The organism is Candidatus Foliamicus sp. (assembly GCF_965221325.1).
Lineage (GTDB): Bacteria > Pseudomonadota > Gammaproteobacteria > Steroidobacterales > Foliamicaceae > Foliamicus.
Genome location: NZ_OZ244880.1, coordinates 208,042 through 234,054, shown reverse-complemented (window position 1 = coordinate 234,054; position 26,013 = coordinate 208,042). Strand labels below are relative to the sequence as shown.

Annotated in this window: 25 protein-coding genes; 11 read left to right on the top strand and 14 right to left on the bottom strand. The window is 65.0% G+C overall.

From position 1 onward, the window contains the following. Positions 1-3: 3 nt before the first annotated feature. Genes ACWCOO_RS01105 through trpB form a run of 5 tightly spaced genes read left to right on the top strand, consistent with a single transcriptional unit; the run spans position 4 to position 5,493 of the window. Positions 4-1,806, top strand: a complete 1,803-nt coding sequence (locus tag ACWCOO_RS01105; RefSeq protein ID WP_446831138.1) for an SLC13 family permease — start codon at positions 4-6, stop codon at positions 1,804-1,806. Continuing rightward, entirely contained in the window at positions 1,806-2,822 is a 1,017-nt protein-coding gene (gene trpD, locus ACWCOO_RS01100) for an anthranilate phosphoribosyltransferase (RefSeq protein WP_446831137.1), read from the top strand. The genes ACWCOO_RS01105 and trpD overlap by 1 nt, the downstream gene beginning before the upstream one ends. Further along, the gene (locus tag ACWCOO_RS01095) at positions 2,819-3,652 is read left to right on the top strand and encodes an indole-3-glycerol phosphate synthase TrpC (protein WP_446831136.1); all 834 of its coding nucleotides are present in this window, start codon (positions 2,819-2,821) and stop codon (positions 3,650-3,652) included. The genes trpD and ACWCOO_RS01095 overlap by 4 nt, the downstream gene beginning before the upstream one ends. Next, on the top strand, positions 3,649-4,248 hold the full coding sequence (locus ACWCOO_RS01090) for a phosphoribosylanthranilate isomerase (RefSeq protein ID WP_446831135.1): 600 nt from the start codon (positions 3,649-3,651) through the stop codon (positions 4,246-4,248). The genes ACWCOO_RS01095 and ACWCOO_RS01090 overlap by 4 nt, the downstream gene beginning before the upstream one ends. Positions 4,249-4,266: 18 nt before the next feature. Beyond that, positions 4,267-5,493 (top strand): tryptophan synthase subunit beta, encoded by a 1,227-nt coding sequence (gene trpB, locus ACWCOO_RS01085; RefSeq protein ID WP_446831134.1) that lies wholly within the window; start codon positions 4,267-4,269, stop codon positions 5,491-5,493. A 54-nt stretch (positions 5,494-5,547) separates the two neighbouring features. Here trpB and ACWCOO_RS01080 read toward each other — a convergent pair whose 3' ends face one another. After that, a complete protein-coding gene (locus tag ACWCOO_RS01080; protein WP_446831133.1) occupies positions 5,548-5,916 on the bottom strand; it encodes a glycine zipper family protein in 369 nt (122 codons plus the stop codon). Positions 5,917-6,068: 152 nt separating this feature from the next. On the opposite strand from ACWCOO_RS01080, the gene trpA reads away from it, so the two are divergent. Further along, positions 6,069-6,839: a tryptophan synthase subunit alpha gene (gene trpA, locus ACWCOO_RS01075; RefSeq protein WP_446831132.1), complete on the top strand. Its 771-nt coding sequence runs from the start codon at positions 6,069-6,071 to the stop codon at positions 6,837-6,839. A gap of 19 nt (positions 6,840-6,858) precedes the next feature. Here the strand turns inward: trpA and ubiB are convergent, their stop codons facing one another. From ubiB to ACWCOO_RS01025, 10 genes are all read right to left on the bottom strand, one after another. Then, positions 6,859-8,457 (bottom strand): 2-polyprenylphenol 6-hydroxylase, encoded by a 1,599-nt coding sequence (gene ubiB, locus ACWCOO_RS01070; protein ID WP_446831968.1) that lies wholly within the window; start codon positions 8,455-8,457, stop codon positions 6,859-6,861. Positions 8,458-8,480: 23 nt separating this feature from the next. Further along, positions 8,481-9,065 carry a ubiquinone biosynthesis accessory factor UbiJ gene (locus ACWCOO_RS01065; RefSeq protein ID WP_446831131.1) on the bottom strand — a complete coding sequence of 195 codons (585 nt, stop codon included), beginning with the start codon at positions 9,063-9,065 and terminating at the stop codon, positions 8,481-8,483. 16 nt (positions 9,066-9,081) lie between these two features. Continuing rightward, complete coding sequence (locus ACWCOO_RS01060) at positions 9,082-9,852, bottom strand: class I SAM-dependent methyltransferase (protein ID WP_446831130.1); 771 nt, start codon at positions 9,850-9,852, stop codon at positions 9,082-9,084. Continuing rightward, positions 9,833-10,210, bottom strand: coding sequence for a gamma-butyrobetaine hydroxylase-like domain-containing protein (locus ACWCOO_RS01055; RefSeq protein ID WP_446831129.1), 378 nt, complete (start codon positions 10,208-10,210; stop codon positions 9,833-9,835). The genes ACWCOO_RS01060 and ACWCOO_RS01055 overlap by 20 nt, the downstream gene beginning before the upstream one ends. Before the next feature lie 71 nt (positions 10,211-10,281). Beyond that, positions 10,282-11,607 carry an ATP-dependent protease ATPase subunit HslU gene (hslU, locus tag ACWCOO_RS01050; protein ID WP_446831128.1) on the bottom strand — a complete coding sequence of 442 codons (1,326 nt, stop codon included), beginning with the start codon at positions 11,605-11,607 and terminating at the stop codon, positions 10,282-10,284. Between the two features lie 11 nt (positions 11,608-11,618). Then, entirely contained in the window at positions 11,619-12,200 is a 582-nt protein-coding gene (gene hslV, locus ACWCOO_RS01045) for an ATP-dependent protease subunit HslV (RefSeq protein ID WP_446831127.1), read from the bottom strand. Next, positions 12,197-13,111 carry a tyrosine recombinase XerC gene (gene xerC, locus ACWCOO_RS01040; RefSeq protein ID WP_446831126.1) on the bottom strand — a complete coding sequence of 305 codons (915 nt, stop codon included), beginning with the start codon at positions 13,109-13,111 and terminating at the stop codon, positions 12,197-12,199. Before xerC ends, hslV begins: the two co-directional genes overlap by 4 nt. Further along, entirely contained in the window at positions 13,111-13,821 is a 711-nt protein-coding gene (locus ACWCOO_RS01035; RefSeq protein ID WP_446831125.1) for a DUF484 family protein, read from the bottom strand. Before ACWCOO_RS01035 ends, xerC begins: the two co-directional genes overlap by 1 nt. Further along, positions 13,818-14,684 carry a diaminopimelate epimerase gene (gene dapF / locus ACWCOO_RS01030; RefSeq protein ID WP_446831124.1) on the bottom strand — a complete coding sequence of 289 codons (867 nt, stop codon included), beginning with the start codon at positions 14,682-14,684 and terminating at the stop codon, positions 13,818-13,820. Before dapF ends, ACWCOO_RS01035 begins: the two co-directional genes overlap by 4 nt. Before the next feature lie 45 nt (positions 14,685-14,729). After that, positions 14,730-15,905, bottom strand: a complete 1,176-nt coding sequence (locus tag ACWCOO_RS01025) for an ATP-binding protein (protein WP_446831123.1) — start codon at positions 15,903-15,905, stop codon at positions 14,730-14,732. A gap of 133 nt (positions 15,906-16,038) precedes the next feature. Between ACWCOO_RS01025 and ACWCOO_RS01020 the strand changes: the two genes are divergently transcribed. Continuing rightward, positions 16,039-16,500 (top strand): RidA family protein, encoded by a 462-nt coding sequence (locus tag ACWCOO_RS01020; protein ID WP_446831122.1) that lies wholly within the window; start codon positions 16,039-16,041, stop codon positions 16,498-16,500. 253 nt (positions 16,501-16,753) lie between these two features. On the opposite strand, the gene ACWCOO_RS01015 is transcribed toward ACWCOO_RS01020, so the two are convergent. Beyond that, on the bottom strand, positions 16,754-17,080 hold the full coding sequence (locus ACWCOO_RS01015) for a hypothetical protein (RefSeq protein WP_446831121.1): 327 nt from the start codon (positions 17,078-17,080) through the stop codon (positions 16,754-16,756). A 154-nt stretch (positions 17,081-17,234) separates the two neighbouring features. Further along, positions 17,235-17,432, bottom strand: coding sequence for a hypothetical protein (locus ACWCOO_RS01010; protein WP_446831120.1), 198 nt, complete (start codon positions 17,430-17,432; stop codon positions 17,235-17,237). A 287-nt stretch (positions 17,433-17,719) separates the two neighbouring features. Here ACWCOO_RS01010 and ACWCOO_RS01005 point away from each other — a divergent pair, with 287 nt between their 5' ends. From ACWCOO_RS01005 to speB, 4 genes are all read left to right on the top strand, one after another. Further along, positions 17,720-18,736, top strand: coding sequence for a helix-turn-helix domain-containing protein (locus tag ACWCOO_RS01005; protein WP_446830049.1), 1,017 nt, complete (start codon positions 17,720-17,722; stop codon positions 18,734-18,736). A 161-nt stretch (positions 18,737-18,897) separates the two neighbouring features. After that, positions 18,898-21,636, top strand: coding sequence for a TonB-dependent receptor plug domain-containing protein (locus tag ACWCOO_RS01000; protein ID WP_446831119.1), 2,739 nt, complete (start codon positions 18,898-18,900; stop codon positions 21,634-21,636). 255 nt (positions 21,637-21,891) lie between these two features. Continuing rightward, positions 21,892-23,901, top strand: coding sequence for a prolyl oligopeptidase family serine peptidase (locus tag ACWCOO_RS00995; protein WP_446831118.1), 2,010 nt, complete (start codon positions 21,892-21,894; stop codon positions 23,899-23,901). A 101-nt stretch (positions 23,902-24,002) separates the two neighbouring features. Further along, positions 24,003-25,049 carry an agmatinase gene (gene speB, locus ACWCOO_RS00990; protein ID WP_446831117.1) on the top strand — a complete coding sequence of 349 codons (1,047 nt, stop codon included), beginning with the start codon at positions 24,003-24,005 and terminating at the stop codon, positions 25,047-25,049. A gap of 93 nt (positions 25,050-25,142) precedes the next feature. Here the strand turns inward: speB and ACWCOO_RS00985 are convergent, their stop codons facing one another. Further along, on the bottom strand, positions 25,143-26,006 hold the full coding sequence (locus ACWCOO_RS00985; RefSeq protein ID WP_446831116.1) for a ParB/RepB/Spo0J family partition protein: 864 nt from the start codon (positions 26,004-26,006) through the stop codon (positions 25,143-25,145). Positions 26,007-26,013: the final 7 nt, after the last annotated feature.

Below are 26,013 nucleotides of genomic sequence, written 5' to 3'. Positions count from 1 at the left end.
ATCTTGCCGGAATTCCCTGGCGCGCACGCCCTGATGGTGATGCTGCTCACCGTGTTCGCGCTGTACTTGTTTACCCGCGACCGCATTCCGCTGGAATCGGCCGGCATGGGTGTGCTGCTGCTGCTGCTTGTGGGATTCGAATTGTGGCCACTGGAGCGCGACGGCCAGCGGGTTATCGATTCGACCGATTTCTTCCGCAACCTGGGCCACGAGGCGCTGGTGACCATCACCGCGCTGCTGATCATGGGCAAAGGACTGGAGACGACCGGCGCGCTGCGGCCGGTGGCGCTTTTCTTCACGCGACTGTGGAACCGCATTCCGCTGCTGGCCGCCCTGCTGACGCTGGTCGGCTCGGCGTTCTTCAGCGCCTTCGTAAATAACACGCCGGTAGTGGTGATGCTGCTGCCGGTGCTCACCGCCGCGGCACTGCACGCCCACCAGGCGCCCTCGTCCATCCTGCTGCCAATGGGGTTCGCCACCCTGATCGGGGGGATGTCCACGGTTATCGGCACTTCCACCAATCTGCTGGTTGTGGGCATCGCCGAGGACCTGGGTCTGGAACGATTCGGCATGTTCTCCTTCAGCCTGCCGGTTCTGATGGTGGGCGGAGTGGGGATTGCTTTCCTCTGGTGGCTGGCGCCCAAGCTGATGCCGGAACGCAAGCTGCCGCTGCAGACGGCCCACCGCGTCTATGCAACCACGCTGCGCATCCGCGCCGAGGGCTTCGCCGATGGCAAGACGCTGGCGGAAATCCGCGCGCGCACCAACAACACCATCGAAGTCACCCGCGTCTTGCGAGGCAACGACGTGATTGTGTCGCGGCTTCCGATGATCCGCATCCGGGCCGGCGACCGCCTGTTCGTGCGCGACACCCTGGAGCGATTGCACGAGTTTGAAAGGCTGCTTGGTGCGTCGCTGCCCGGCGGCGAACTCAAGTTTTCCAACGAACCACAGCAGGTGGCCGAGCTGGTGGTCACGCGCGGCTCGCCGCTCGACAAACGCAGCCTGCACGAGGCGCACCTCGACGAAATCTATGGGTTGTCGCCGTTGGCCATGTACCGGGCCGGCGACCGGGAAGCGCCCAGCGAAGACTTGCTCAACGCGCGTCTGAGCACCGGCGACGTAATTCTCGTGCAGGCCTCGCGCGCCGACATACGCCGCCTCACCACCGAATCCTCGGTACTCGTTCTGGGGCGCGTCATGGAGCTGCCGCGCACGGGTCGCGCGCGGGCCGCCGTGGGCATCATGGCCGCGGCCATAGCCCCAGCAGCGCTGGGCTGGATGCCTATCGTGGTGACCTCCGTGGTGGGCGTGGGCGCAATGATCGCGGCCAAGTGCCTGAGTTGGCGCAATGTGCGAGACGCCTTCAACGTGCCACTCACCATCATCATCGTGACCAGCCTGGGGCTCGGAGACGCCCTGCTCAAAACCGGCGCCGACGAATGGCTGGCGGCGGTTTTCGTGGCATTTTCCCAGGGCCTCCCTGTTCCCTTGGTGCTCAGCGCGCTGATGCTGATAATGGCCATCCTTACCAACGTTGTGTCCAACAATGCCGCTGCGATTATCGGAACGCCGATCGCCGCCGCCTTTGCCACCGGGCTGGGCGCGCCCGTGGAACCCTTCATTCTGGCAGTGATCTTCGGCGCCAACATGAGCTTCCTGACCCCGATCGGCTACCAGACCAACCTCCTGATAATGAGCGCGGGCGGTTACCGGCGGCTGGATTTCCTGCGCATAGGCGCACCGCTGACGCTCATCATGTGGGGCGGCTTTTCCCTGCTGTTACCCATGATGTACAACCTCTGATGTCCAGTCCGCTGCGCGAAATGCTGGCACGCCTGCTGGCCGGCGAATCCCTCAGCGAGAGCGAAGCCGAGACGGCCATGCGCGAACTGGCGCAGGGCGAAGCGCCGGCGGCGCTGGCCGGCGGGTTGCTGGCCGCGCTCCGACTGAAGGGAGAAAACGCCGCCGAACTGCGCGGTTTTGCGCGCGCCATGCGGGCGCTGGCGATTCGACCCGAACTGCCGTCCGGCGCTCCGGCAGCGGATGTTGTCGGAACCGGCGGCGACGGCTCGGGCAGCATCAACCTGTCCACCGGCGCCGGCTTGCTTGTAGCCTCCTGCGGGGTGCGGGTGGCCAAGCACGGCAATCGCGCCGTGTCCAGCAAGACCGGCAGCGCGGACGTGCTGAACGCGCTGGGCGTGCCCTGGCCGGACAGCGCCGGCGAGGTGACCCGGCAATTGAACACCCATGGATTCGCCTTCATGTTCGCGCCGTACTTTCATCCGGCCATGAAATCGGTGGCCCCGGTGCGCACCGCCTTGGGCGTGCCCACCGTGTTCAATTTGCTCGGGCCGCTGGCCAATCCGGCGCGGCCGCCGTTCATGCTGGTGGGCGCATTCAGCATGGATGCGGCGCGGTTGATCGCCGACACCCTCAGCGGGCTGGACATCGAGCGCTGTTTCGTGGTGCATGGAGAGCCAGGCTGGGACGAGCCCACGCCGGCCGGCCGCTACCTGCTGCTGGATGTGCGCCCGGGACGGGTAGATGCCAGCACCCGAGACCCCGCGGATGTCGGCATTCCGCGCTGCGCCCCTGCGGCGCTGGCGGGCGGCGATCGGGACTACAACGCCCGCGTTCTGAAAGCCGCCTTGCGCGGTGAAGGCAGCGAGGCGCTGAACGATGCGCTGGCCTTGCAGGCGGGGCTGGTTCTCGAACTTACCGGCGTTGCAGCCGACCTCGCCGAGGGATTGCAAACGGCGCGGGACGCCTTGCGCGAAGGCCGGGCGGCGCGCCTGCTGGAGCGCATCACGACGGAATGAGCGCGGGATTTCTCGAGCGCATGGCGGAATCAAGCCGCGCGCGCGTCCGGCATGCGAAACAGAGCCTGAGCGAAGCGGAGCTTGCGCGCCGCGTCGAGGCCATGCCGCCACCGCCCAAGTTGGCGTTTTCGCGCGCAGGCTTCGATCTGATCGCCGAAATCAAGCCGGCCTCCCCCAGCGAGGGCGCACTTGCCGGCGCGGCCTTCGAGCCGCAGGGACTGGCGGCGAACTATGTGGACGGCGGCGCGCTGGCCTTGTCGGTGCTCACCGAGCCAAGTCGTTTCGGCGGCTCCCTGGAACTGCTCCGAAGGGTGGCGGACGCCGCGCCCCAAACCCCGGTCATGCGCAAGGATTTCCTGGTCGAGCCTTACCAGGTATGGGAAGCGCGGCAGCATGGCGCGGCCGGCGTGCTGCTGATTGTGGGCATGACCGCCGACGGCGACACCGAGGCCATGCTGGCCACCGCCCTGCGCTGCGGCATGTTCGCGCTGCTGGAGGCCTTCGACGACGAACAGCAGCAACGCGCGCGGCGCATGGCCGAGCGGGCGAAGGCGGACAGGACGCAGGCGCTGCTTGGCCTCAATTGCCGCGACCTGCAAACGCTGGAGGTGGACAAACAGCGCTTCCACCGCTTCCGACCCGCCAAGGCGGGCGCCTATGCGATGTTCGCCGAAAGCGGCGTGCAGGGACCTCAGGACGCCGCCGAGCTGGCTGCAGCAGGTTGGGATGGCGTACTGGTGGGCAGCGCGCTGATGCGATCAGCCGCTCCCGGTCATCTCGTGGCGGAGATGCTTGCCGAGGGACGCAAGTCAAAGGCACAACGCCAATGAGTCTGTTCGTGAAGATCTGCGGCGTGAAAACCGCCGAAGCCGTGAGCGCGGCTGCGACCGCCGGCGCCAGCGCTATCGGGTTCAACTTCTACCCGCCTTCGCCGCGCTGCCTGGCGCCGCAACAGGCAGCAAACCTTGCCGAAGCCGTTCCAGAGCATATTCTGCGGGTTGCGGTTATGCTGCGCCCGGTTCAGAGCGATTGGGAAAAGGTGTTTGCCGATTTCCGGCCGGATTGTCTGCAAGCCGATGCCGACAGTCTGGCGCGCCTGATGCTGCCCCCGGAAATACGGACCCTGCCTGTGTACAGAGACCACGAGGAATTCGACCCGCACACGGTTCCGCCCGCAAGCCGCTGCCTGTTCGAAGGCGCGCGCAGCGGGCACGGCGAACAACCGAGCTGGGAACGCGCGGCGCGGCTGGCGCGCCACGCGCAAGTGCTGCTGGCCGGCGGCTTGGACCCTGGGAATGTTGGCGACGCGGTGCGCCGGGTTCGTCCCTGGGGCGTGGATGTCGCCTCAGGCGTGGAAAGCGCGCCCGGCGTCAAGGACAGCGCGGCCATTACCGCGTTCGTGCGCGCGGCGCGCAGCGCGGCTTAGCGATAACAGGCCCTGCTAGTGAAAGTTCCCCAATCAGAGGCCCGCGCGCTGCTGAGCCGGCTGCTCAAGGGAGCGCTACCGGACAACAATGGCCGCTTTGGGCCGTTCGGCGGGAGGTTCGCGCCCGAAACGCTGATGCCGGCGCTGGCCCGGCTGGAGCGCAAGGCACGCGATTTCTTTTCCAACGAGGAAGCTTGCCGTGCGCTGGACGAAGAACGCCGGGAGTGGATAGGACGTCCCACACCGCTCACCCGGGCGCGTGGCCTGGAGCGCGCCTGGGGAGCGGAGGTATGGATAAAGCGCGAGGACCTGGCGCATACCGGTGCGCACAAGATCAATAACGCGCTGGGCCAAGCGCACTTGGCGCGGCGCCTGGGCGCGCAACGGGTTGTGGCGGAAACCGGCGCCGGCCAGCACGGGGTCGCGGCAGCGGCAGCCTGCGCCCGCGCGGGGCTGCCCTGCACGGTGTACATGGGAGTGCTGGACATGCAGCGGCAAGCGCCGAATGTGCAGCGGATGCGCCAGCTTGGAGCCGAGGTGGTGGCTGTGGACAAGGGCGACCGAACGCTCAGGGCGGCAACCGATGAGGCCTTTCGCTCCTGGGTTGCGGATCCTCAAGGGATTTATTACCTGCTGGGGTCGGCAGTGGGGCCGCATCCCTATCCGTGGTTGGTGCGCGAACTGCAGAAGATCATCGGCGTGGAAGCGCGCCGGCAAATCAAGGAGTTGGCGGGCGGGCTGCCGGACGCCGTGTTTGCCTGCGTGGGCGGAGGCTCGAACGCCATCGGGCTGTTTCACGCCTTTCTCGGCGATGCAGCGGTGCGTCTGTTCGGCGTGGAGGCCGGCGGCACCGGTACGGGCGCCGGCGAAAACGCCGCTTCGCTATGCGCCGGCAAGCCGGGAGTGCTGCACGGTAGCTATTCGATGCTGCTCTACGATGAGCACGGTCAGGTTCTGGAAACCGCGTCGATTTCCGCTGGCCTCGACTACCCGGGGGTCGGCCCGGAGCACGCGCTGCTGCAGGCCATAGGCCGCGTCGAATACCTGACGGCCAGCGACCGACAGGCCCTGGAGGGATTGGCCGAGTGCTGTCGGCTTGAGGGCATACTGCCGGCGCTGGAACCCGCTCATGCCCTTTTCGCCGCCCGCCGCTGGGCGCGGGACAATCCAGGCAAGCGGATACTGATCGGCTTGTCGGGCCGCGGCGACAAGGACATGCCCACGCTTGCCAAAACGCTGAACTGAGGCCGGGCCGCTTACTGCGCTGACCTGGACATTTCTCCAGGCCTCGGGCTGCCGCTAGTTCAGAACGCGATAGCCTCGGCCGCGCAGGCATTCGCGCAGCACATGGCGGGATTCACGCACGGCGGACACGCCGGACTTGGTGCCCCCATACACTGCACCCACGCCAGCCGTCTGTCCTATGCCCGTCTTGTCGGAGCCGGAAACGGCGCCGGCTACAGCGCCCACCGCGGCTCCGACAGCCGCGCCGGTTCCGACATGCTCGGCCACCGGAACTTCGTCGGCATATCGCTGACAATCGGCAAGGTCGACTTCGTATTGCCGAGGGTCAACGCCCTGCATATCGACGATGGCGCCGCTGGGATCCTTGAAGGTGGCGCAGCCGGCGGCGAGCAGCACACATGGCAACAGAAGGAATCGATTCATGGGACATCCCCTTGCAGATGAGGTAGGCATGAACACTTGATGCCGGGGCTCCCCCGACCGTTGCAAAACGAGCAGACGCGGCCTGCCCGGCAGGAGGATTCCGTGCAGGAACAATTGCCAGGCAGGGCAGCAATGCACCACAATGCACGCCCGTGAACACCGTCATGACCGGCGCCGAACGTCTGCGCAGCGCCATTGCCCAGGCGCAGCAGCCGGCGCTGCTGCCGTTCTTCACCGCCGGGCACCCGCGCAAGGAAGACTTTCATCCCATCCTGGGCAAGCTGGCGGCCGCCGGCGACGCGGTGGAGATCGGCGTGCCGTTTTCCGACCCGATGGCCGACGGCGTGACCATTCAACGCGCCAGCGAAACGGCGATAGCCAACGGCGTCACCCTGCACTGGATACTGGACGAACTTGAACGACACCGCGACTACGGCGTTCCGCTGGTACTGATGAGTTACTACAACCCCCTGCTCGCCTATGGAATCGAAAAGCTGGCGGCGCGGTGCCCAGGCTGCGGCGTGGCTGCTCTGATCGTGCCCGACTTGCCCTGGGAGGAATGCGTAACGGTTCGCGGGCAACTCGAAGAGCATGGCGTGGCGCTGGTGCAGATGGTCACCCCGGCCACGCCCGACGAACGCCTGCGCGCGCTATGCCGAGGCAGCGACGGGTTCGTGTATGCCGTTACGGTCACCGGCGTGACCGGTGGGAAACGGGAGGTTTCGGCGGAAATGACCGACTACATGGAAAAGGTGAGTCGGTATGCCGGCGTTCCCGTCTGTGCCGGCTTCGGCGTGCGCAGTGCGGAGCAGGTTCGCGCCTTGAGCGGCGTGGCCGATGGGGTGATTGTGGGCTCCGCGGTTGTGGACTGCCTGGAACGCGGCGAGGATGCCGGCGCCTTCGTGCAGGGACTGCGCGCCTGAAAGCCCCAGGCAAGCGCCGTTAGCGGCGCGGTCGCGAGGCGAGCAGCATGGCCAGACCGGCGGCGCCAGCCAGCCAGGCCAGCCAGACCGGCTCGGCACGCAAGCCGAGCAACAGCGCCCCGACAATCAGCAACACGCCGCCCGTGAGCTGTCGCCAGCGGCGCCGACGCGCCTCCAGCCCGCCGCGGTCGATGCGCGCCTGCTTACCTTCGGCGCGGTCCAGCAGGTGGTGGGCAACCCGCGGCAGGCGTTGCAGCGCATAGCGCAATTCGGGCAGGTCGCGGCCCAGCTCCTTGAGCACGCGCGCCGGCTCCGCGCGGCGCCGCATCCATTGCTTGAGCAGCGGGTAACCCGTTTCCCATAGATCGAGTTCGGGGTACAACTCCCGCCCAAGACCTTCAATGTTCAACAGGGTCTTGTGCAGCAACAGCATCTGGGGCTGGAGTTGCATGTCGAAGTCCTGGGCGGTAGCGAATATGCGTCCCAGAACCGTGCCGAAACTGCACTCGCTCAAGGGCCTGGCGAAAATCGGCTCGCCGATCACGCGAAACGCCGCCTCCAGGTCCTCCGCGCGCGTGGAAGGTTCGACCCAGCCCCAGTAGAGATGCAGGCGGGCCAAACGGGCGTAATCCTGCTCGAAGAAAGCCAACAGCGTCTGGCCCAGATAGTGATGATCGCGTTCGTCGAGGATGCCCACGATCCCGAAATCAACCGCCGCGTAGCGGGGATTCCTGGGGTCGGCGATGTCCACGAACACGTTGCCGGGATGCATGTCGGCGTGGAAGAAACTGTCGCGAAACACCTGCGTGAAAAATATCTGTACGCCGCGCGCCGCCAACTCGGGAATGTCCGCCCCGGCTTTCTTGAGGACGTCGATCTCGCGGATGGGAACGCCATGCACCCGCTCCATGACCAAAGCTTCCGGGCGGCAATACTCCCAATAAACAGCGGGCACGTGGATGATTTCCGAGCCCTCGAAACTGCGCTTCAGGCGCGAGGCGTTGGCGCCCTCGCGGGTCAGGTCCATTTCATGTCCCAGCGTGCGTTCGTATTCGCGCACCACTTCAACCAGACGCAGCCGACGCGTGGACGGCCAGGCGAGTGTAGCGAATCGCGCCAATCCATACAGCAGTTTGACGTCTCTGGCGATCCGCTCTTTCACGCCCGGCCGCAGCAGCTTTACCACCACTTCCTCACCGCTGGGCAGACGGGCGGCGTGAACCTGGGCGATGGACGCGGCGGCCAGCGCTTCGGGCTCGAAATCCCGGAACACTTCCTCCACCGGCCGGCCGTAAATCCGCCCCAGACGGGCGCGCGCCAGTTCCGCGGAAAACGGCGGCACGTCATCCTGCAGCCGGGCCAGTTCGGCGGCGATGTCATCCGGCAGCAAGTCGGGGCGCGTGGAGATGTTCTGGCCGAACTTCACGAAGATCGGCCCCAGCTCCTGCAGCGCCTCGCGCAGGCGAACGCCGCGCGAGGCGCCCTTTTGTCGGCGGCGAGCCAACAGCATCCAGGCCGGCACGCGCAGTGGCCGCGCCACACCAAGCTCGCGCAACAACCCATACCGCGCCAGCAGGCGGAAGATACCGAAGATGCGCGGCACGATGCTCATGCGCAGACCCTGAGCAACAGCGAAACGGGCTAGCCCGACCGCAGATTTCGCGCCCGCGCGGAAAGCCGGGCCACCAAGTCGCGCAACTGCTCCACCTGCTCGGCAAAGGCCTCGAACTCGACCCGGGTGGGCGTCAGTCGAGCTTCCTCCTGCGCGTAATCCCGCGCGCTGCGCCGCAGTGACGCCGCGCTCCCTTCGGCCCAATGCGCCGCGGCGCGCGCGGCATCGCCCGCTTGGCGGGCAAACACTTCGCCGGTGTAGCGTGCCAACTCCTCTTCGGGGTCCGGGCGGCAATGCTTGAGCAACTCCGCGAAACCTTGCGCTTGCACAGGATCGCCCCTCAAGTCCAGGCCCGGACCCGCGTGATCGCCGCCCAGCAGCGCCAGCAACCGGGGCAAGCCGCCGCTCAGAGAGACATCGGCGGGAGTATCGCCCGGCTCGTCAATGTGAAGACGACCGCCGCGGACGCTCATCCGCAAGACCGGTTGCGCACCCGACAGCCCTACCTCCATGGACAAGCCTTCGAGCTTGTCCGCAGCCTGGCGCGCCGTGAGCGAAGCGCGAAGGTTGCGATTCAGGGTCGCAGCGACCGAATCCGCCAGTTGCGCGAGCATCCCGTCCTGCCTCGGCCTAATACCGGAACCCGATATGCACGGCCACGATGCCGCCGGAAAGGTTGTGCCAGCGCACGTCCTCGAAACCGGCTTCCCGCATCATCCCGGCCAGCGTCTCCTGGTCCGGATGCACGCGGATCGACTCCACCAGGTAACGGTAGCTGCCGGCGTCCTTGGTCACCAGTTGTCCGAGCGCCGGGATTACCGCAAACGAATACCAGTCGTAGGCCGCGCGCAGGACCTTCAGCGCCGGGCGCGAGAACTCCAGCACCACCAGCCGCCCACCCGGCTTGATCGCCCGCGCCATGCTTCTGAGCGCCGCCGGCTTGCCGCTCACGTTGCGCAAGCCGAAGCCGATGCTCACGCAGTCGAACGCTGCCGGGGGCACGGACAGCGCGGTGGCGTCGGCGCATATGGCGCGGCAGTTGGCATGAGCGCCGGCATCAAGCAGCGCCCGGCGCCCCAGGCGCAGCATGGAGGGATTGATGTCGGTCAACAGAACCCGCCCCCGTGGTCCCACCAGCCGGCTCATGCCCAGCGCCAGGTCGCCGGTCCCGCCCGCCACGTCGAGGGCAGCATCCCCGGGCCGCAACCCCGTGCGGGCCAGGGCGAATTTCTTCCAGAGCCGATGCGCACCCAGCGACATGAGGTCGTTCATCAGGTCGTAGCGGCCGGCAACGGATTCGAACACGCCGTGCACCCGCTCGGTTTTCTCCTCCGGGCTTACCCGGCGAAACCCGAAGCGCTCGGCGCCGGCGGAACCGGGTTCAGGCGCTGGCATCGCCATCTTCCAGGGCCGCCGACCGGCGCAGGTAGCGCTCCCAGTATTGGCGCCGGTTGCGTCCCAGTTCCCTGAGATAGGCCCAGGAATAGATTCCTGAATCATGGCCGTCGTCAAACACCAGTCTTGCCGCGTACTGGCCGACCGGCTGTATGTCCTTGACGCGGACATCCGCCTTCCCGGTCGGCACAACGCCCCCGCTTCCGCCATGCCCACGCACTTCGGCGGACGGCGAATTCACGCGCAGGAACTCCGCTCCCAGTTCAAAGGTCTCGCCATCGCCAAAGCTTACGCGCAGCATCTTGCGGTCGCCGAGCAAGCGCAACTCAAGCGGCGCTGCCTGCGGATTCGGGGGAGTTTCCATGCAGTCGGGAAAAGGACGGCGAGCTAGCGCGGTTGGCGGCCCAAGTTGGCTTCGTGGCGCGGCATGCGGGCTCAGAGGATATAGCGGCGAAAATCCTCGTCTTCCGCCAACGCCCCCAAGTGTTCGTCCACGTATGCCGCATCGACCTTGAGGTCCTGGCCGCCCCGGTCGGCGGCGTCGAAGGAAATCGATTCCAGCAGGCGCTCCAGCACGGTCTGCAGGCGACGCGCGCCGATATTCTCGGTGCTCTCGTTGACCGAACAGGCGATCTCGGCAATGCGGTGCACGGCCTCCGCATCGAAACTGAGAGACACGCGCTCGGTGCTCAGCAGGGCCGTGTACTGCTCGGTAAGCGAAGCGTCCGGTTCGGTGAGTATGCGCTCGAATTCCTCAATGCCCAGCGCGCCCAGCTCCACGCGGATGGGAAACCGGCCCTGCAGCTCAGGGATCAGATCGGAAGGCTTGACCGACTGAAACGCCCCCGATGCGATGAACAGAATATGGTCCGTGCGCACCACGCCGTACTTGGTGTTCACGGCGCAGCCTTCCACCAGCGGCAGGAGGTCGCGCTGCACGCCCTCGCGCGACACGTCCGCGCCCATGGCCTCGGCGCGCCGGCAAACCTTGTCGATTTCGTCAATGAAGACGATCCCGTTTTGCTCTACCGCCTCAAGCGCCTGCGATTTCAATTCATCCTGATCAAGCATGGAAGCAGCCGCTTCCTCCGTCAAAAGCCGCATTGCGTCTTTCACCTTGAGTTTGCGCGTGCGTGTGCGCTGGTTGCCCAGCGACTGAAACATGTTTTGCAACTGGCTGGTCATTTCCTCCATGCCCGGCGGCGCCATGATCTCCACGCCCACCGGCGCCACCTGCAGCTCCATCTCGACTTCTTCGCCGTCCAGGTCGCCGCGCCGCAGGGCCGCCTTCATCGCATTGCCGTCCATGCTCCACGGCGACCCGGCAGTGGGTCCCGCGGCGGCGGCCCGCCGCATCAGTGCGTCCAGCACCCGGCGCTCGGCGCTCTCCCGGGCGCGATGGCGTACGCGGTCCATTTCCACCTCGCGGATCATCTTTACCGCGGTGTCGGTGAGATCCCGCACAATGCTGTCCACTTCGCGGCCGACGTAGCCCACCTCGGTGAACTTGGTGGCTTCCACCTTGATGAAAGGCGCGCGCGCCAGACGCGCCAGCCGGCGCGCAATCTCGGTCTTGCCCACTCCGGTAGGGCCCATCATCAGAATATTCTTCGGGGTGATTTCCTGGCGCAGCTCCTCGTCAAGCTGCATCCGCCGCCAGCGGTTGCGCAAGGCGATGGCCACCGCGCGCTTGGCGGCATTCTGGCCAATCACGTGCTTATCGAGTTCCTCGACAATTTCCCGGGGCGTCATCTGGGTCATGAGTTAAGTAATCAGGATGCGCTGCTTTCGAGCGTGTCGATCACGATGTGCGTATTGGTATATACGCAGATTTCCGCAGCGATTTCCAGAGACCGGCGCACCACCTCGGCGGCGCCGAGCTCGCTCTCCGCCAGCAGCGCCTGCGCCGCTGCGCGAGCGTATCCGCCGCCCGAGCCCAGCGCCAGCGCGCCGCCCTCCGGTTCCACCACATCGCCGGAGCCGGACACGAGCAAGGTCGTGGCCTTGTCGGCCACGCAGAGCATGGCTTCGAGGCGTCGCAAACGCCGGTCGCTGCGCCAGTCCTTCGCCAGTTCCACCGCGGCGCGCGTGAGGTTGCCGTATTGGTCGAGCTTGGTCTCGAACAGCTCGAAAAGGGTAAAGGCATCGGCGGTCCCGCCCGCGAAACCCGCCAGCACCTTGCCGCCCGCCACACGCCGGACCTTGCGCGCGTTGCCCTTCAGAACCGTATCGCCGAGGCTCACCTGTCCGTCACCGCCCATGGCTACCGTATTCCCCTTGCGCACGCAAAGAATGGTGGTGGCGCGCAGCCTGCCCGGCGCGACTGTCGGTGTTGTGCGGAGCGCGGGTTTCATGCGGCAGACTCCTTCTTGCGCCGCGCTCGCGGGTGAGCGCGATCATAGACTTCGGCCAAGTGCTGAAAGTCCAGGTGGGTATAAACCTGCGTGGTGGAAATGTCGGCGTGTCCCAACAGCTCCTGCACAGCGCGCAGATCGCCGGAAGACTCGAGCATGTGGGTGGCGAAGCTGTGCCGCAGCATGTGTGGGTGCACGTGCCCCGGAAGGCCGGCGCGCTTGGCCCAGTGGGCGGTCCTGGCCTGCACGGTGCTGGGCGCGATTCTGCGGCCCCGCATGCCCACGAAGAGCGCTGATTCTTCCGGCGCGGCCAGTTCCGCCCGGCGCCGCAGCCAGCGCTGCAGCGCTGTGATCGCCTTGCGGCCCACCGGCAGGATGCGGGTCTTGCGCCCCTTGCCGGTTACGCGCACCAGACCCTCGCGCAAGTCGATTTCGCCGAGGTTCAGGGCGGTCAGTTCGGCCAGCCGCAAACCGGCCGAATAGATCAGTTCCAGCATGGCGCGGTCGCGACAGGCCGCCGCGTCCCGTTCGGGAATATCCAGCAGACGCGCCACCTGGTCCAGGTCCAGCGTTTGCGGAAGGTCGCGGGGCGGGCGGGGCGCGCGAACGCCGTGCGCCGGGTTGTGGGCCAACTGGCCTTCCCGCTCCAGGAAATCGAAGAAACTGCGAGCGCCGGCCAGCCGCCTCTGCACGGTGCGCGGCGCCAGACCGCTGCGGTGCGCCCCGGCGGCAAAGCGCCGGAGGTCGCTGGCGGTCAACGACGCCCATGACTGCAGCTCGCGCTTGATGCAGTAATCGCGCAGCGCCGCCAGGTCGCGGCGATATGCGCTCACCGTGTGCCGGGACAGCCCCCGCTCAAGCCGAATATGGCGCAGAAAGGCGTTCACCTGGCGCTCGGATTCGGCGTGCATCAACTGGAATCCGGACTTATCGCCGCCGCCACGATGGCGCTCACGCGACCGAGAAATTCCGTGCTCTTGCCGCGGTGGTAATAGTTGGGGTCGCGACTGCCGAGCGCCAGCAAGCCCAGCTTGCCGCGCTTGCCGAGGGGCGCCAAGGCCACGGAGGCCACCTCCCCGGCGCAGTTCCCAAACAGGAACGCGCGCTGCTCTTCGCTGAACTGACCGCAGCGGGGTGTGTCGCCCTTGAGCACGCCGCTCAGACCGACGGCCATCAGGTCTGCGCGCGGAGTCGCCGAAAGGTCTGCCGCGCCGGCGCACCGCTGGGGGTCCGCGTCAAATAGCAGCAAACGCAAGAAGTCCAGCGCAAATGTCTCGCGCAGTTGCGTGGGCAAGCCGCGCAGCCTGTCGCCCGGATCGGTGCAGGCCAGAAGCTTCGTGACCAGACGGTTCAGCCTCTGGGCCAGTTCATCGCTGGAACGGCCATTGGCGATGTACTCGTCAAGCGCGTGGCGTAATTCCTTATTACGTTGGCGCAGCACTTCAAGCTGCCGCTCCACCAGCGATACAGCACCCGGCCCGCCTCTGTGCGGAACGCGCAAATTGAGCAGCAGCTCGGGGTGCAGCTCGAAGAAATCCGGATTCTGGCGCAGGTAGCCCGCCACTTCGCCGGATGTGAGCGTGGTTGCGGAAGCAGGGCTGTCTGAACTGCGGGACCTCATACGCGCAGACGCCCTTCAAACACGCTGTCGATATGTCCGGTGAGCCAGGCCACTGCCTCGCCGCCGGCCCATTCCACGCCCAGACAACCACCGGCCATTTCCACTTGCACCGGCGAGCGCACCCGCCCACGGCGCATTCCCGCCACCGCGGCGGCGCAGGCGCCGGTGCCGCAAGCCGGCGTTTCGCCAACGCCGCGCTCGTAAACCCTCAGCTTCAGGCGTTGGTCGTCAAGGGTTTGGGCAAATCCCACATTGCAGCCGCGGGGGAAGCGCTCATGCGCGGATATGCGCGCCCCCAGCGCCTCCACGTCCGCGCTTTCGACATCCGCCACCGGCAGCACCGCGTGGGGGTTGCCCAGAGCCAGCACCTCCAACTGCCAATCTCTGCCCTCAACCTCCAATGCATACGACAGATCCGCGCGGCCGGCCTCAAAAGGCACGCATTCGGGGCGCCATTCCGGACGGCCCAGCGAACAGCTCACGGCGCCGTTGCCAACCATGCGGGCCCGCACCTCGCCGCCCGGCGACTGCAGCCTGATGTCGCCGTCGTCGGGTCGGCGCTCCGCCACCAAGGCCGCGATGCATAGAGCGCCGTTTCCGCATTGCTCCGCCTCGCCTCCGTCGGCATTGAAAACGCGGTAGCGCACCGAACCGCCGCCTTCGGGTTCATCGACCCACAGCAACTGGTCGAAGCCCACACCCCTGCGCCGGTCGGCCCAGGCCCGCACCTGCCCGCTCTCCGGCGCCTGCAGGGAATGGCCCATAACGACCATGAAGTCGTTGCCGGCGGCCTGCATCTTGGTAAAGGCGAGCATCATGGAATAGAGCCTTCGCGATGCCGAAATTATAGTGCTCGCAAGCATTCCGCCTGATCCCTCAAGTCGCCAAGGACAACCCCCACTCACGGGCTATGGGTTACCCGGAATCAGGGCGCCGTCCCAGAGCAGACGCGCGAAGTCATCCGCGGGCAGAACTTCGATACCGTCCTCCGTTACCCGCCGCTTGGGCTCCAGGCACACCAACACCCGTCGCAGCGCCTCCGGGTGATCGCGATAAAGGGCGCGCAGTCCACTGAGGTGGCGGCGCGAAATACGCGCGCTGCCCTTGACCTCTACCGCAACCCGCATGTCGCCCACCACGAAGTCCACTTCCACACCGCCGGCGGTACGCCAATAGGCGAGCTTTTCGTTGCTCTCGGAGTACTCGGAATACGCGCGCAACTCGTGGTGTACCCAGTTTTCCAGGGCCTTGCCGAACAACTCCCCGCCAGGATGCAGGAATCCGCGGCGAGCCAGCCGGTTCACCACGCCAACATCCGCAAAGTAGTACTTGGGCGCCGCCGCAACCCGGCGCTTTGCGCGCTTGCGGAATGAGGGCAGCGCGTAAATCAGCAGAGTGTCCTCAAGAATTTCGAAGTAGCCGCGCACCGTGTGGCCCGAAACCCCGCAATCGCGCGCTACATTGGAATAATTCACCGGCTGCGTATCGCTCAAGGCCGCGGCGTCCAGAAAGGCCGAAAAGGCTGGCAGGTTGCGCGCAAACCCTTCCGCGGCAATTTCCTCCTTGAGATAGTCGCCCACATAGGCATCCAGCAGGCGGCCTGGGCGGGCGGCCTCGTAGATGCGCGGCAGATACCCATTGTTGAGCAGGCGAGTCAGGTCGAATTCGGCGCCCAGTTCGCCCGCCGTTAGCCCCTGCAAGCGGTAGCGCGCGGCCCGCCCACCAAGAAGATTGGCCGCCCCCCTGCGCACTTTGCGGGCGCTGGAACCGCATAGCGCAAAACATAATCTCCGGTTCTCGATCAGCCAATGCACTTCGTCGAGCAGCGCCGGGACCTTCTGCACTTCGTCGATGACGACCTGCTGGACCGGATTTGGCGGCGCTGCGCCCCGCGGTTCCGTTTCCTGGCGCAGATACTCCGGGTGAGCCAGGTAGCGCCGAAACTCGTCCGCCTTCAGAAGATCAATCCAGCGCGCCTCGGGATAGCGCTGCCGAAGCAGCGTGGTTTTACCCGTCTGGCGCGGGCCCCAGAGAAAGAAGCTCTCCTGGCCCGCAGGCGGCAGATTGAGCCGGCGCGAAAACATGGGCCCAACAATAGCATTTTTTGTGAGTGTGAACTACATAATTACATGTATATATGAATTAACACTTCATATATAATCGCGCTCCTCGAAGCCCATGAGCCTGTTCCAGGCCGGACGGAAAGGAGAATTAACGATGCCCTACAACAGCAGAACGCTGCCCCTCGCGGGGCTGGTTTTCGCCCTCCCGGCTGCGAGTGCCACCGAAATCGAACGCTTCAACCCGGAGGGGCTCTCGCAGCCCGACGGCTACGCGCAAGTGGTGATCGCGAAAAACCCCGGGCGCTTCATCTACCTCGGCGGCAAGGCCGGCATCCACCCGGATCACAGCTTCCCCGAAAGCCTGGCCGAGCAATCCCGCCTCACCTTCGCCAACATCGATCGGGCGCTCAAGGCGGCCGGCGCTCGGCGCGAAGACGTGGTGGAGATTCAGATCTACATCGTGGACCTCGAAAACGTGGATCCGAACCCGGTCTATCAAGATGTACGCGACTTCTTCCCCGCCGGCCACAAACCCGCCTCGATGGTGATCGGCGTGTCCGCCCTGGCATACCCCGGGCTGCTTGTTGAGGTGAATGTGCGCGCCGTTACCGATTAGTGCGATTGCCCTGCGTTCGCAGCCATTGAAGCAACAGCATCCGGCGCGACTTGCATGACCTGATCAATCCGGCGGGCGCTCTATTCTGCCTCGCGTAGACCCTTACCGATTTGGAATCGAGAGACCTGCGCGCACCACTCGCGATTTTCGCGACGGGGCTTTGTATTGCCGGTCCATCAAGCTTGGGGCGTGCCGGAAGTAATTGTGGTGTGCTTTTGGGCGCTGTATCGTTCCCTGCTGATAGCACTTCCTCCTATGCTCCAAACAGAGCACGGAAGTATCCAGCAAACCGGGGGCACTCCACTTGCGCCTGCTCGCCCGGCGCGGTCTCGAAGCGATGTTCAAAACCCGGCGGCGCCAGCGGGCGGATCGTCCGGACGTAGGCGGTCAGTTGGGAATAGCCGCCCGGATAGCCCAACGTCCGAATCTCCCGCAATAGGCGGGTGGCGCGCAGACCCGGATACGCCGTCACGCGCTCGCGCACATACGATCGATACGGATCCAGCAACTGCGCCCGCGGCCCATACGAGGGCGCCTGCAAACCCACCTGGAGATACTTGCGAACCGTCTTGCGGTTCATACCCGCGCCGGGCAATCGCCGAGATCGACAGACCCTCTTCACGCAACTGATGAATCATGAACAACTCCCCACTTCGTACCAAAGCGTCGCCCTCGTTGCTGAAAACGCTCCATGCTCTGCGGGTTGAGTTGCCGAGGCAACCCAACCCGCATAATCAGCAACTGGGGATTTTTACTTCGGCAGAAATGGGGAGTATTACTTCGGCAGTGACAAAGCGCACCAGCGTGCGCCGAACCAAAGTGTAAATCCCCGCACGATCCGAGACGGCAAAATCCACCGCCTCGATGCCCTCCACCAAGGCCCGAACCTCTTCCAGACTCCGAACCCGTTCGACCTGTAACGTCACGATCATCCTCCGATGATCCCAACGCACGACTACAGGCTCATCTCCCGTTGGATTTACAGCCCCCGTTCAGGCTCACGTCTCATTGGACAAGGATGCGCTGTCCGGGTTCAGACACATGTGGGACTGGTGCCGAAGTGATGGAGGGGTGGTTTCTGCTCTGATGGGGCGGGAACGGCGCAGCTCTTTTCCGCAGGGAGCGTAGCGACGCAAGGAAAAGAGGTGCGCCCCGGCGCTCGCCGGGGCGCGGGTTCGGTTAGCCTTTGTTTTTCGAACAAACAAAAAGGAGCCGAACCATGCAAATCAAGTCCCTGGGGATGAAACGTGTGCGCATGGACGATACCACGCCGGGCGATGCATTTGAGCGCTTACGCAAGATCGAGACCTATCGGGAGTTACGCGCAGAGGGGTGCGGCGAGGCCGCGGCTCTGCGCGCGGTCGGCTGGTCCCGATCCACCTATTACCGCTGGCAGGCGCGCTACCGTTCTCAAGGCGTGAAGGGGCTGGCAGCCAAAAGCCGCCGCCCGAGACGCACCCATCCCGCGCGCTGGACGCGGGCCCAGGAATGGGCCGTATGGCGGATGCGCAAGCACTATCCGTTCATGGGCAAGCGGCGCCTTAAGGTGATGCTGGATCGCGAAGGAATCCTCCTGTCGGAATCGACCATTGGACGGATCCTCGTCAAGGGCGTATGCCTGCGCCGGATCACGCCGTGCGCGTTCTGCCGCGGGCGGGTGACGGCCAAGCGAAGGCGCAACTTCGCCAACGGACACGCCCAGCGCTGGCGTCCCGGCGTGAAGGCCGCTCAGCCCGGCGAGTGGGTGCAGATCGATCACATGAGTGTGTCGCGCGACGGCGATACGCTCAAAGAGTTCAAGGCCGTCTGCCCGGTCAGCAAACAACTGGTCGTGCGCGTGTATTCCCGGGCTACCGCCAACAACGCCCGGCGCTTCTTGCAAGCAGTCCGAAACGAACTGCCCTGTCCGCTGCAATCCCTGCAAGTCGATGGCGGCGCCGAGTTCCGCGCCGAGTTCGAAGACGCCTGCCAGACGCTCCAAATCCCCCTCGCCGTACTGCCACCCAAAAGCCCCCAGCTCAACGGCGTCGTCGAACGCGCCAACGACAGCTCAAAAACCGAGTTCTGGAACCTCTACAGCGGACAACTCACCGTCAAGGACGCCGCACCCGCCTTGGCACAATACCAGCACTTCTACAACCATGTCCGACCTCACTACGCCCTGGACTTGCTCACACCAATGCAATACCTTCGAAAATACAGGACAGCCGAACACGCTCAGTCCCATATGTCGTGAACCGGTACATGCGCGTTACGCTGCGCACTAAATTGCGGTAAAATTCGCCTAAGCGAAAGCGCGGCGAGGGAGTTCATTGCTCTTGCCGTAGCCGAACCAACTAACGATACGCGGGCCGAACAGCTCATGCGCTCGCTTCGATAACCATTGAGGGGATAAAGATGAAATCCGAGAATTGGGCCCTGGAAGGGGCAGTGCGGTCGGTGCTTTACACCGGCGCTATATCCGCCTTGGCCGTTGCGCCGATGGCCATGGCGCAAGAGGAGGGCGCCGACGAAGACGCGGTGGAGCTTGGCCAACAGGTAGTGACCGGCTCGCGCATCAAGCGCATGGACCTTGAGGAAGCGCGGCCGGTGGTGGTCATCACCCGCGAGGAAATCGAGTTGAGCGGGCAGGCTTCGGTAGCCGATGTGCTTCGCAACAGCCCTGCCAATACATTCGGCTCGTCGCGGGAAGTGTCAGGCAACTCGTTCCTCGGACAGGCGACTATCGACCTGTTCGGCATTGGTTCGACGCGCACTCTTGTGCTGCTGGACGGCCGCCGGGCGCCACGCTCTCCGGTAACGGCCAACCAGGCCAACGACCTCAATATCATTCCGCTATCGGCAGTGGAGCGCATCGAAATCCTTGCCGACAGCGCGTCCGCGCTGTACGGCTCGGACGCCATCGGCGGCGTAATCAACGTCATCCTCCGCAAGGACTTCGAAGGCCTGGAAGTGGGAACTTCGCTGCAGCGGCCGACGCGCGAGGGCGCCGATTCGGACGCCGGCGTGATCACGCTGGGCGGCAACACCAATCGCGGCCGCTTCCTGTTCACTGCGGACTTCCGCAACAAGGGGCATATCGCTTCGGCGGACCGCTTCTACTCCGCAGGCAATCCGGGCTACGATGCCGGTCCTACCGACTACCCCAACGCACCTTTCGAAGCCACCTGGTACGCTTGGGAGAACACCGATAACGTGAGTTCCTGGGGCAATACCATCTGGCCCGATTACAAGGCACCGTCGAACTGTGAGCAGGTGGTGAATCCGGAAACCGGCGAGCGCTTGCTAGCGGGACCATATATCGCCCGCAACGGCCAGGAGCGATGCGGATTCGACTACACCGCATTCGCCTGGGAGACGGCGGACCTCAAGCGCACCAGTGCGTTCCTGCATGCGGATTACGAAATCACTCCGGACCATGCTGTGCGCCTGCAGTCGATGTTCAGCACCGTGGACAACCATGGACGCTACGCACCCGCGGTAGGATTTTTCCGCGTTCCTGCGGATGCAGCCGAGGGGCTTAAGCAGGGATTCGACTACGACATCCCCTACCCCGAGCTACTGCCGTATTTCCTGGGCCATCGCTTTGTGGGCTTGGGCAACCGCGACTTCCAATCCACCAACACCTTGTTCGAGAATGCCGTCCTGTCCTACGGCACGGTGGGGATGTTCGATTACGAGCTGGAGGTTCGGCATACGCGCTACGACGGTCGCGAGGACAGTTGCTGTTATGCCAAGTCGTTCACCACGTCCCAATATGTATCGCAGGGTCTCTACAACCCGTTCGACCCCTTGAGTCCCGCCAATGCCAGCGCGTATGGGGCAATAACGGCGAACGCCACCCGCGATATACGGGCCGATTTCCGCAGCTATAGCGGCCACGTGAGCTTCGATATGTTCGAGGCTCCGGCCGGCCCGGTGGGCTGGGCCTTCGGCTTCGACTACTTCGACGAGGAGTTCTACGACATCTACGATCCCTTGAGCGCCGGCGGCGACCTGATCGGCAGCGCCGGCAACAGCGGCGAAGGCGAGAGAGTGGTAAAAGCGGGCTTCGCCGAAGCCTACATCCCGGTGCTGAGCAACCTGGAATTAAGTGCTGCGGCGCGCTACGACTCGTATGACGACTCCGCCGGCGACGAAACCAGCCTCTATCTCTCGGCGCGCTATCAGCCCACCGACTGGCTGCTGCTGCGCGCTTCCTGGGGCGAGGGCTTCCGGGCGGCCAACATGAACAACCTGTATGGAGCGCGGTCGTTTTCCGCCGAAGGCGGCACCGATCTCGTGCAATGTCAGCGTTCCGGCGTTTCGGCCGCGGATTGCGTCGAGGAACAGTACCCCACGTTCACCGGCGGCAACCCCTTGCTGGCGCCGGAGCTGTCCGACAGCTACAACGTCGGCTTCGTCGTGGACTGGGAGCCGTTCGCCGCTTCAGTGGATTACTGGAACCGCAATATCGAAGACGGCATCGGTTTGGCCAGCCTGCAGGGCCTGATCGAGTCGGAATTGCTGGGTCAGTGCGAGAACACGGGACGCACGGAAAACACGATTGATACCGGGATATTGGCGGAAATCATCGAGTGCTCGCCGGGCAACGTGCTCAAACGCGATCCGAATACGGGCGCACTGATCGAAGCCGAGGCTGGTTGGGGCAACACCTTCCGGCAGGAAATCGGCGGCTTGAACGTACAGCTCCGCTACGATCTCGAAACGGCTACGGCCGGCGATTTCACATTCAGCCTGTTCGGCGTCCGGCTGCTGCGCTACCAAAGTCGCTCCCGCACCGCCACGGATTGGAGTTCCAGCCTGGGTGAGGGAATCGGCGATGGCGCCAGGCCCAAGTACCAGGCCACAGGTCTGCTGCGCTGGAACTACACCGATCATACGGTGTCGGTTTATGCGCGGCACATCGCCGGCTATGTGCGGCCGGAAGCCGGCTTTTCGGCTCCTTCGCACACGGAATACGACCTGGTCTATCGCTGGACCACGCCGTGGGACGGCCGCGTTACGTTGGGCGTGCTGAACGTCACGGATGAAGACCCGGAGGTTGACAGCTTCGCATCGCCCAGGCCGGCTGTGTATGACCTATACAGCCTCGACGGACGGGTGCCGTACGTAAGCTACCGCCACTTCTTCTGATCGGCACGGCGGATTGGCCGCGCCAGCTACGCAGGCGCCGGTCGAACCGCCATAAACTTCGAGCCGCCGGCGCCCCGTGCGTCGGCGGCTCTTTTTTTACTTAGGCACTAGCTCTCTCCTGCATGAATCGGATGGCTTGCAACATTGCGCGGAAGGCATTGGCCGTAGCCTTGCCCCTGCAGTTTTAGCGCTAAAATCCGAACAAAACGGCGGGCGGCGCAAGCACGCCGCCGCGACAAGAATACGGAGGTGTTCATGAAGCGTTTGATCCTGTGCGGTGTGGTTTTCGCTGGCGCTCTGCTTTCCTCGGGGGCCCATGCGGATGTTGCGAAGCAATATTCCGTTGCCGACTTCTTCAAGAATTCCGACTTCGCGTCGCTGCAGCTTTCGCCGAATGGCGAGTGGATGGCGGCGATCGGCCCGTACGAAGGCCGGCGCAACTTGTTTTCCATGCGTCTTTCGGACCGGAAATCGGCGCGCCTGACGGGCCTTAAAAGCACCGGTCGGGACCGGAGCAACAAAGACATCGCGTTTTTCTTCTGGGCCAACGACGAGCGCCTGATCTTCGGCATGGACAACGCCGGCAATGAGTCGTTTTCGCTCTACGCAGTAAACCGCGACGGCACCAAGCAGCGAGAACTGGTGCAGGGCAGCAAGGGCATCGTGCTGCTGCCCACCAACACACGCCTGCTGGATCGGCTTCGGCACGATCCGGATCACATCCTGGTAACCAACAACGAACGCAACAAGGCATATCCCGACGTGTTCCGGCTGAACGTATATACGGGCAGGATGTCGCGCGTGGAAACCAACCCCGGATACATCCAGTTTTGGATCACCGACTGGGACGGCAATGTGCGCTTTGCCGTCGGGCATCCGGACAGCCGCGGACGGGCGCTGGAGGATGGCGAACTACTGCGCCAGTTGTCCTACTACCGGCCTACGCCGGAAGCGGAGTGGCAGGTGGTTCATGCCACGCACTATTTCGATGGCGCGCAGTTCCTGCCGCTGGCCTTTGGCGCCGACGGCAAGTCGCTCTACGTGGCCACCAACGAGGGGCGCGACACTACCGCGCTTTATTCCTTCGACCCGGAGTCCGGCCAGCTCGGAGAAAGTATCCTGGCCGACAGCCGCGCCGACTTGGGTCCTGGGCTTGCGCTGTCGCCCAAGGACCGGCGCCCGCTATGGGTTTCCTGGCAGTACGAGCGACCGGAAATCGCCATGCTCGACGACGAGTTCGCCGCGCTGCAGGCCACGATTGACGGAGCGTTCCCGGACAAGGTCAACCGCATCATCAGCATGAGCAGGGACGAGAACCGCATGCTGATCTTTTCCGGCAATGACCGCGACCCCGGAAGTTATTACCTCTACGACAAGGCAGCCGGCGCGATCGAGTTCTTCGCCCAGCCGCGGCGCTGGATCGACCCCGACGACATGAGCCCGATGACGCCCATCCGCTACAAGGCCCGCGACGGGGAACAGATGCACGGCTATCTGACGCTGCCGGCGGGCGGCGAGGCGCAGAACCTGCCGCTGATCATCAATCCGCACGGCGGCCCGTACGGCATCCGCGATTACTGGGGCTACAACACCGAAACCCAGTTCCTCGCCAACCGCGGCTATGCGGTGATGCAGATCAACTACCGGGGCTCCGGTGGTTACGGCCAGCGCTTCCTGGACATCGCCTGGCAGAAGTGGGGGCTGGAGATGCAGGACGACATCACCGACGGAGTGCTCTGGGCGATCGAAGAGGGCATTGCCGATCCCGACCGCATCTGCATCTATGGGGCAAGCTATGGCGGCTACGCAACCATGGCCGGCATCACCAAGACGCCCGAGCTCTACCGCTGCGCCGTGAACTATGTGGGCGTTGTGGACCTCGTGGCGCTGCTGGATTACCACAACCGGTTCCGCAACGGCGACTACATCCAGGCCTGGGGCAAGCGCGCCATCGGCGACCGCAGGAAGGATCGCGAACGGCTGCTGGCCACCTCCCCGATCAACCACCTGGACAAGGTAACCGTGCCGCTTTACGTGGTGCACGGCAAGCGGGACCCGCGGGTGCCGCACGACACGCAGTACATGCCCTTGATGCGCAAGCTGCGCGGCACCGAAATCGACTACAAGTCGATGGTGAAGAACAACGAGGGCCACGGCTTCCGCGGCGAATCCAACCGCATCGAGCTCTACACGGAGCTGGAGAGGTTTTTCGCCGAACACCTTGGCGCGGCGAGTTCGCCGCTGGCAAGCACCGCAGCGCAGTAAATCGCAAGCTCGGGCGGCTTCGGCGCGTGTCGCTCGCGCCTCGGAGCGCGTTCGGTGGGCCAAGAGCCGGCCTGGGCTGGCGCAATGCGCGGGATAGGACTGTGGATGCGGAGAAATTGCGGCGTTTGCGCGAGCGTTATGCGCAACCCGAGGGCGACCTGAAGGCGGACGTGCCGTTTCGGCCAGCGCTCAAGCAAGCCGCCGACAGCGGGCTGGACCAGAAAAAGCCCTACACGGGCCTTCCGACCCTCCTCGACTTTCCTTACAGCGAAGATTGGGCTGGCCTGGACACCGTGCTGGTCGGAGTGCCCATGGACCTAGGGGTAACCAATCGATCCGGGGCGCGCTTCGGTCCGCGGGCGCTGCGCGCCATTGAACGGGTCGGGCCCTACCATCCGACCCACAATCTGATCCCCGCCAAAGCGCTGCGGTGCGCCGATATCGGCGACGTCCCGTTCCGCTCGCGCTTCAGCCTGCAGCGCAGTATCGAGGACATCGAAGCCTTCTATCGCCGGATCGCTGCCGCGGGGTTGGCTCCGGTATCGGCAGGTGGCGACCATTCGATCACCTTCCCCATCATGCAGGCGCTGGGCGCCGACACCCCGCTGGGGATGGTGCATATCGATGCGCACTGCGATACTGCAGGCCCTTACGACGACGAAAAATTTCATCACGGCGGGCCGTTCCGGCAGGCGGTACTGGCGGGAGTGCTGGATCCGGAACGATGCGTGCAGATCGGGATTCGAGGCAGCGCCGAGCTCGCCTGGGCATTCAGCTACGACGCGGGCATGACCGTGATACACATGGAAGAATTTCACGCGCTGGGCGTGGCCGACGTGATTGCGCTATGCCGCGAGAAAGTGGCGGGCGGGCCGGTGTACGTGAGTCTGGACGTGGACGGCATCGACCCGGCATACACGCCGGGCACCGGGACACCGGAAGTCGGCGGGCTCACGCCGCTGGAGGCGCAAATGCTGATTCGGGGCCTGGCGGGGCTGCCGATAGCGGGCGGCGACGTGGTGGAAGTGGCGCCGCAGTACGATCCGTCGGCCAACACGGCGCATGTGGGCGCCAGCATGATGTTCGAGATTCTGGCTCTGTTGGCCCACCAGGCGGCGGCCCGAAGCCAGCTCGCAGCTCCCGCCTGACGCAAAACGCGATGTCGGCAATCCGCCCGGAAGCTGCCGACGTTTCGGCGGGCCGGGAGGCTCCGCAGCAAGCAATCCCGAGGGAGCCGGGTTCTACTTGAGGCGGCCGAGAAGGCCCTGCAGCTCGTCCAGATTCTTGTAGCGTACTTCCAGGCGACCGCCCCGAGCGCCGTGGCGGATACGCACCGGCGCGCCCCAGCGTTCGCTCAAGTCCTGTTCGAGGCGCGCCACGTTGGGGTCGCGCGGCTTTTCGGGGCCGGACGGATTCGCCTCGGCCCGCACCAGGCGTTCGACCGCCCGAACGCTCAGGTTCCGCTCGGCAATGCGCCGCGCCAGCGCCGCCTGCCGAGCCGGGTTATCCACGGCAAGCAAAGCCCGTGCATGGCCCATCTCCAGCCTGCGCTCGGCCAGCAGAGCCTGGGCCGTAGTGCCCAATTCCAGGAGCCTGAGATAGTTGGTCACCGCAGTCCGCGATAGGCCGATAGAACGCGCGACTTCCTTGTGGGTCTCGCCGGACAAGTCAATAATGCGTCGCAGAGCCTCGGCCAACTCAATCGCGCCCAGGTCTTCACGCTGGACGTTCTCGACCAGTGCCGCCATGGCCGCCTCCTGATCCGTGAGTTGACGCACCACGACCGGAATCCGCTCCAAACCGGCATGCTGGGCAGCACGCCAGCGACGCTCGCCGGCAATGATCTCGTAGCGCTCGCCTGATTCACCGGCTGCGTGCAGCGGGCGCACCAGCACCGGCTGTACCAGACCCTGGGCGCGTATGGAGGCCGCCAGTTCGGCAATGCTCTGGGCGTCGATCATGCGCCGCGGCTGAAACTCACCGGGCCGCAGGAGCTCCAGCGGCAGTTCCTGCAGCTCGCGCGAATAGGCATCCGCTTCAGCTACGGAGCTAGGCCCCAGCAGGGCCTCCAGCCCCCGCCCCAGTCCGCGGTTGGGCGCGCTCATGCGGCCC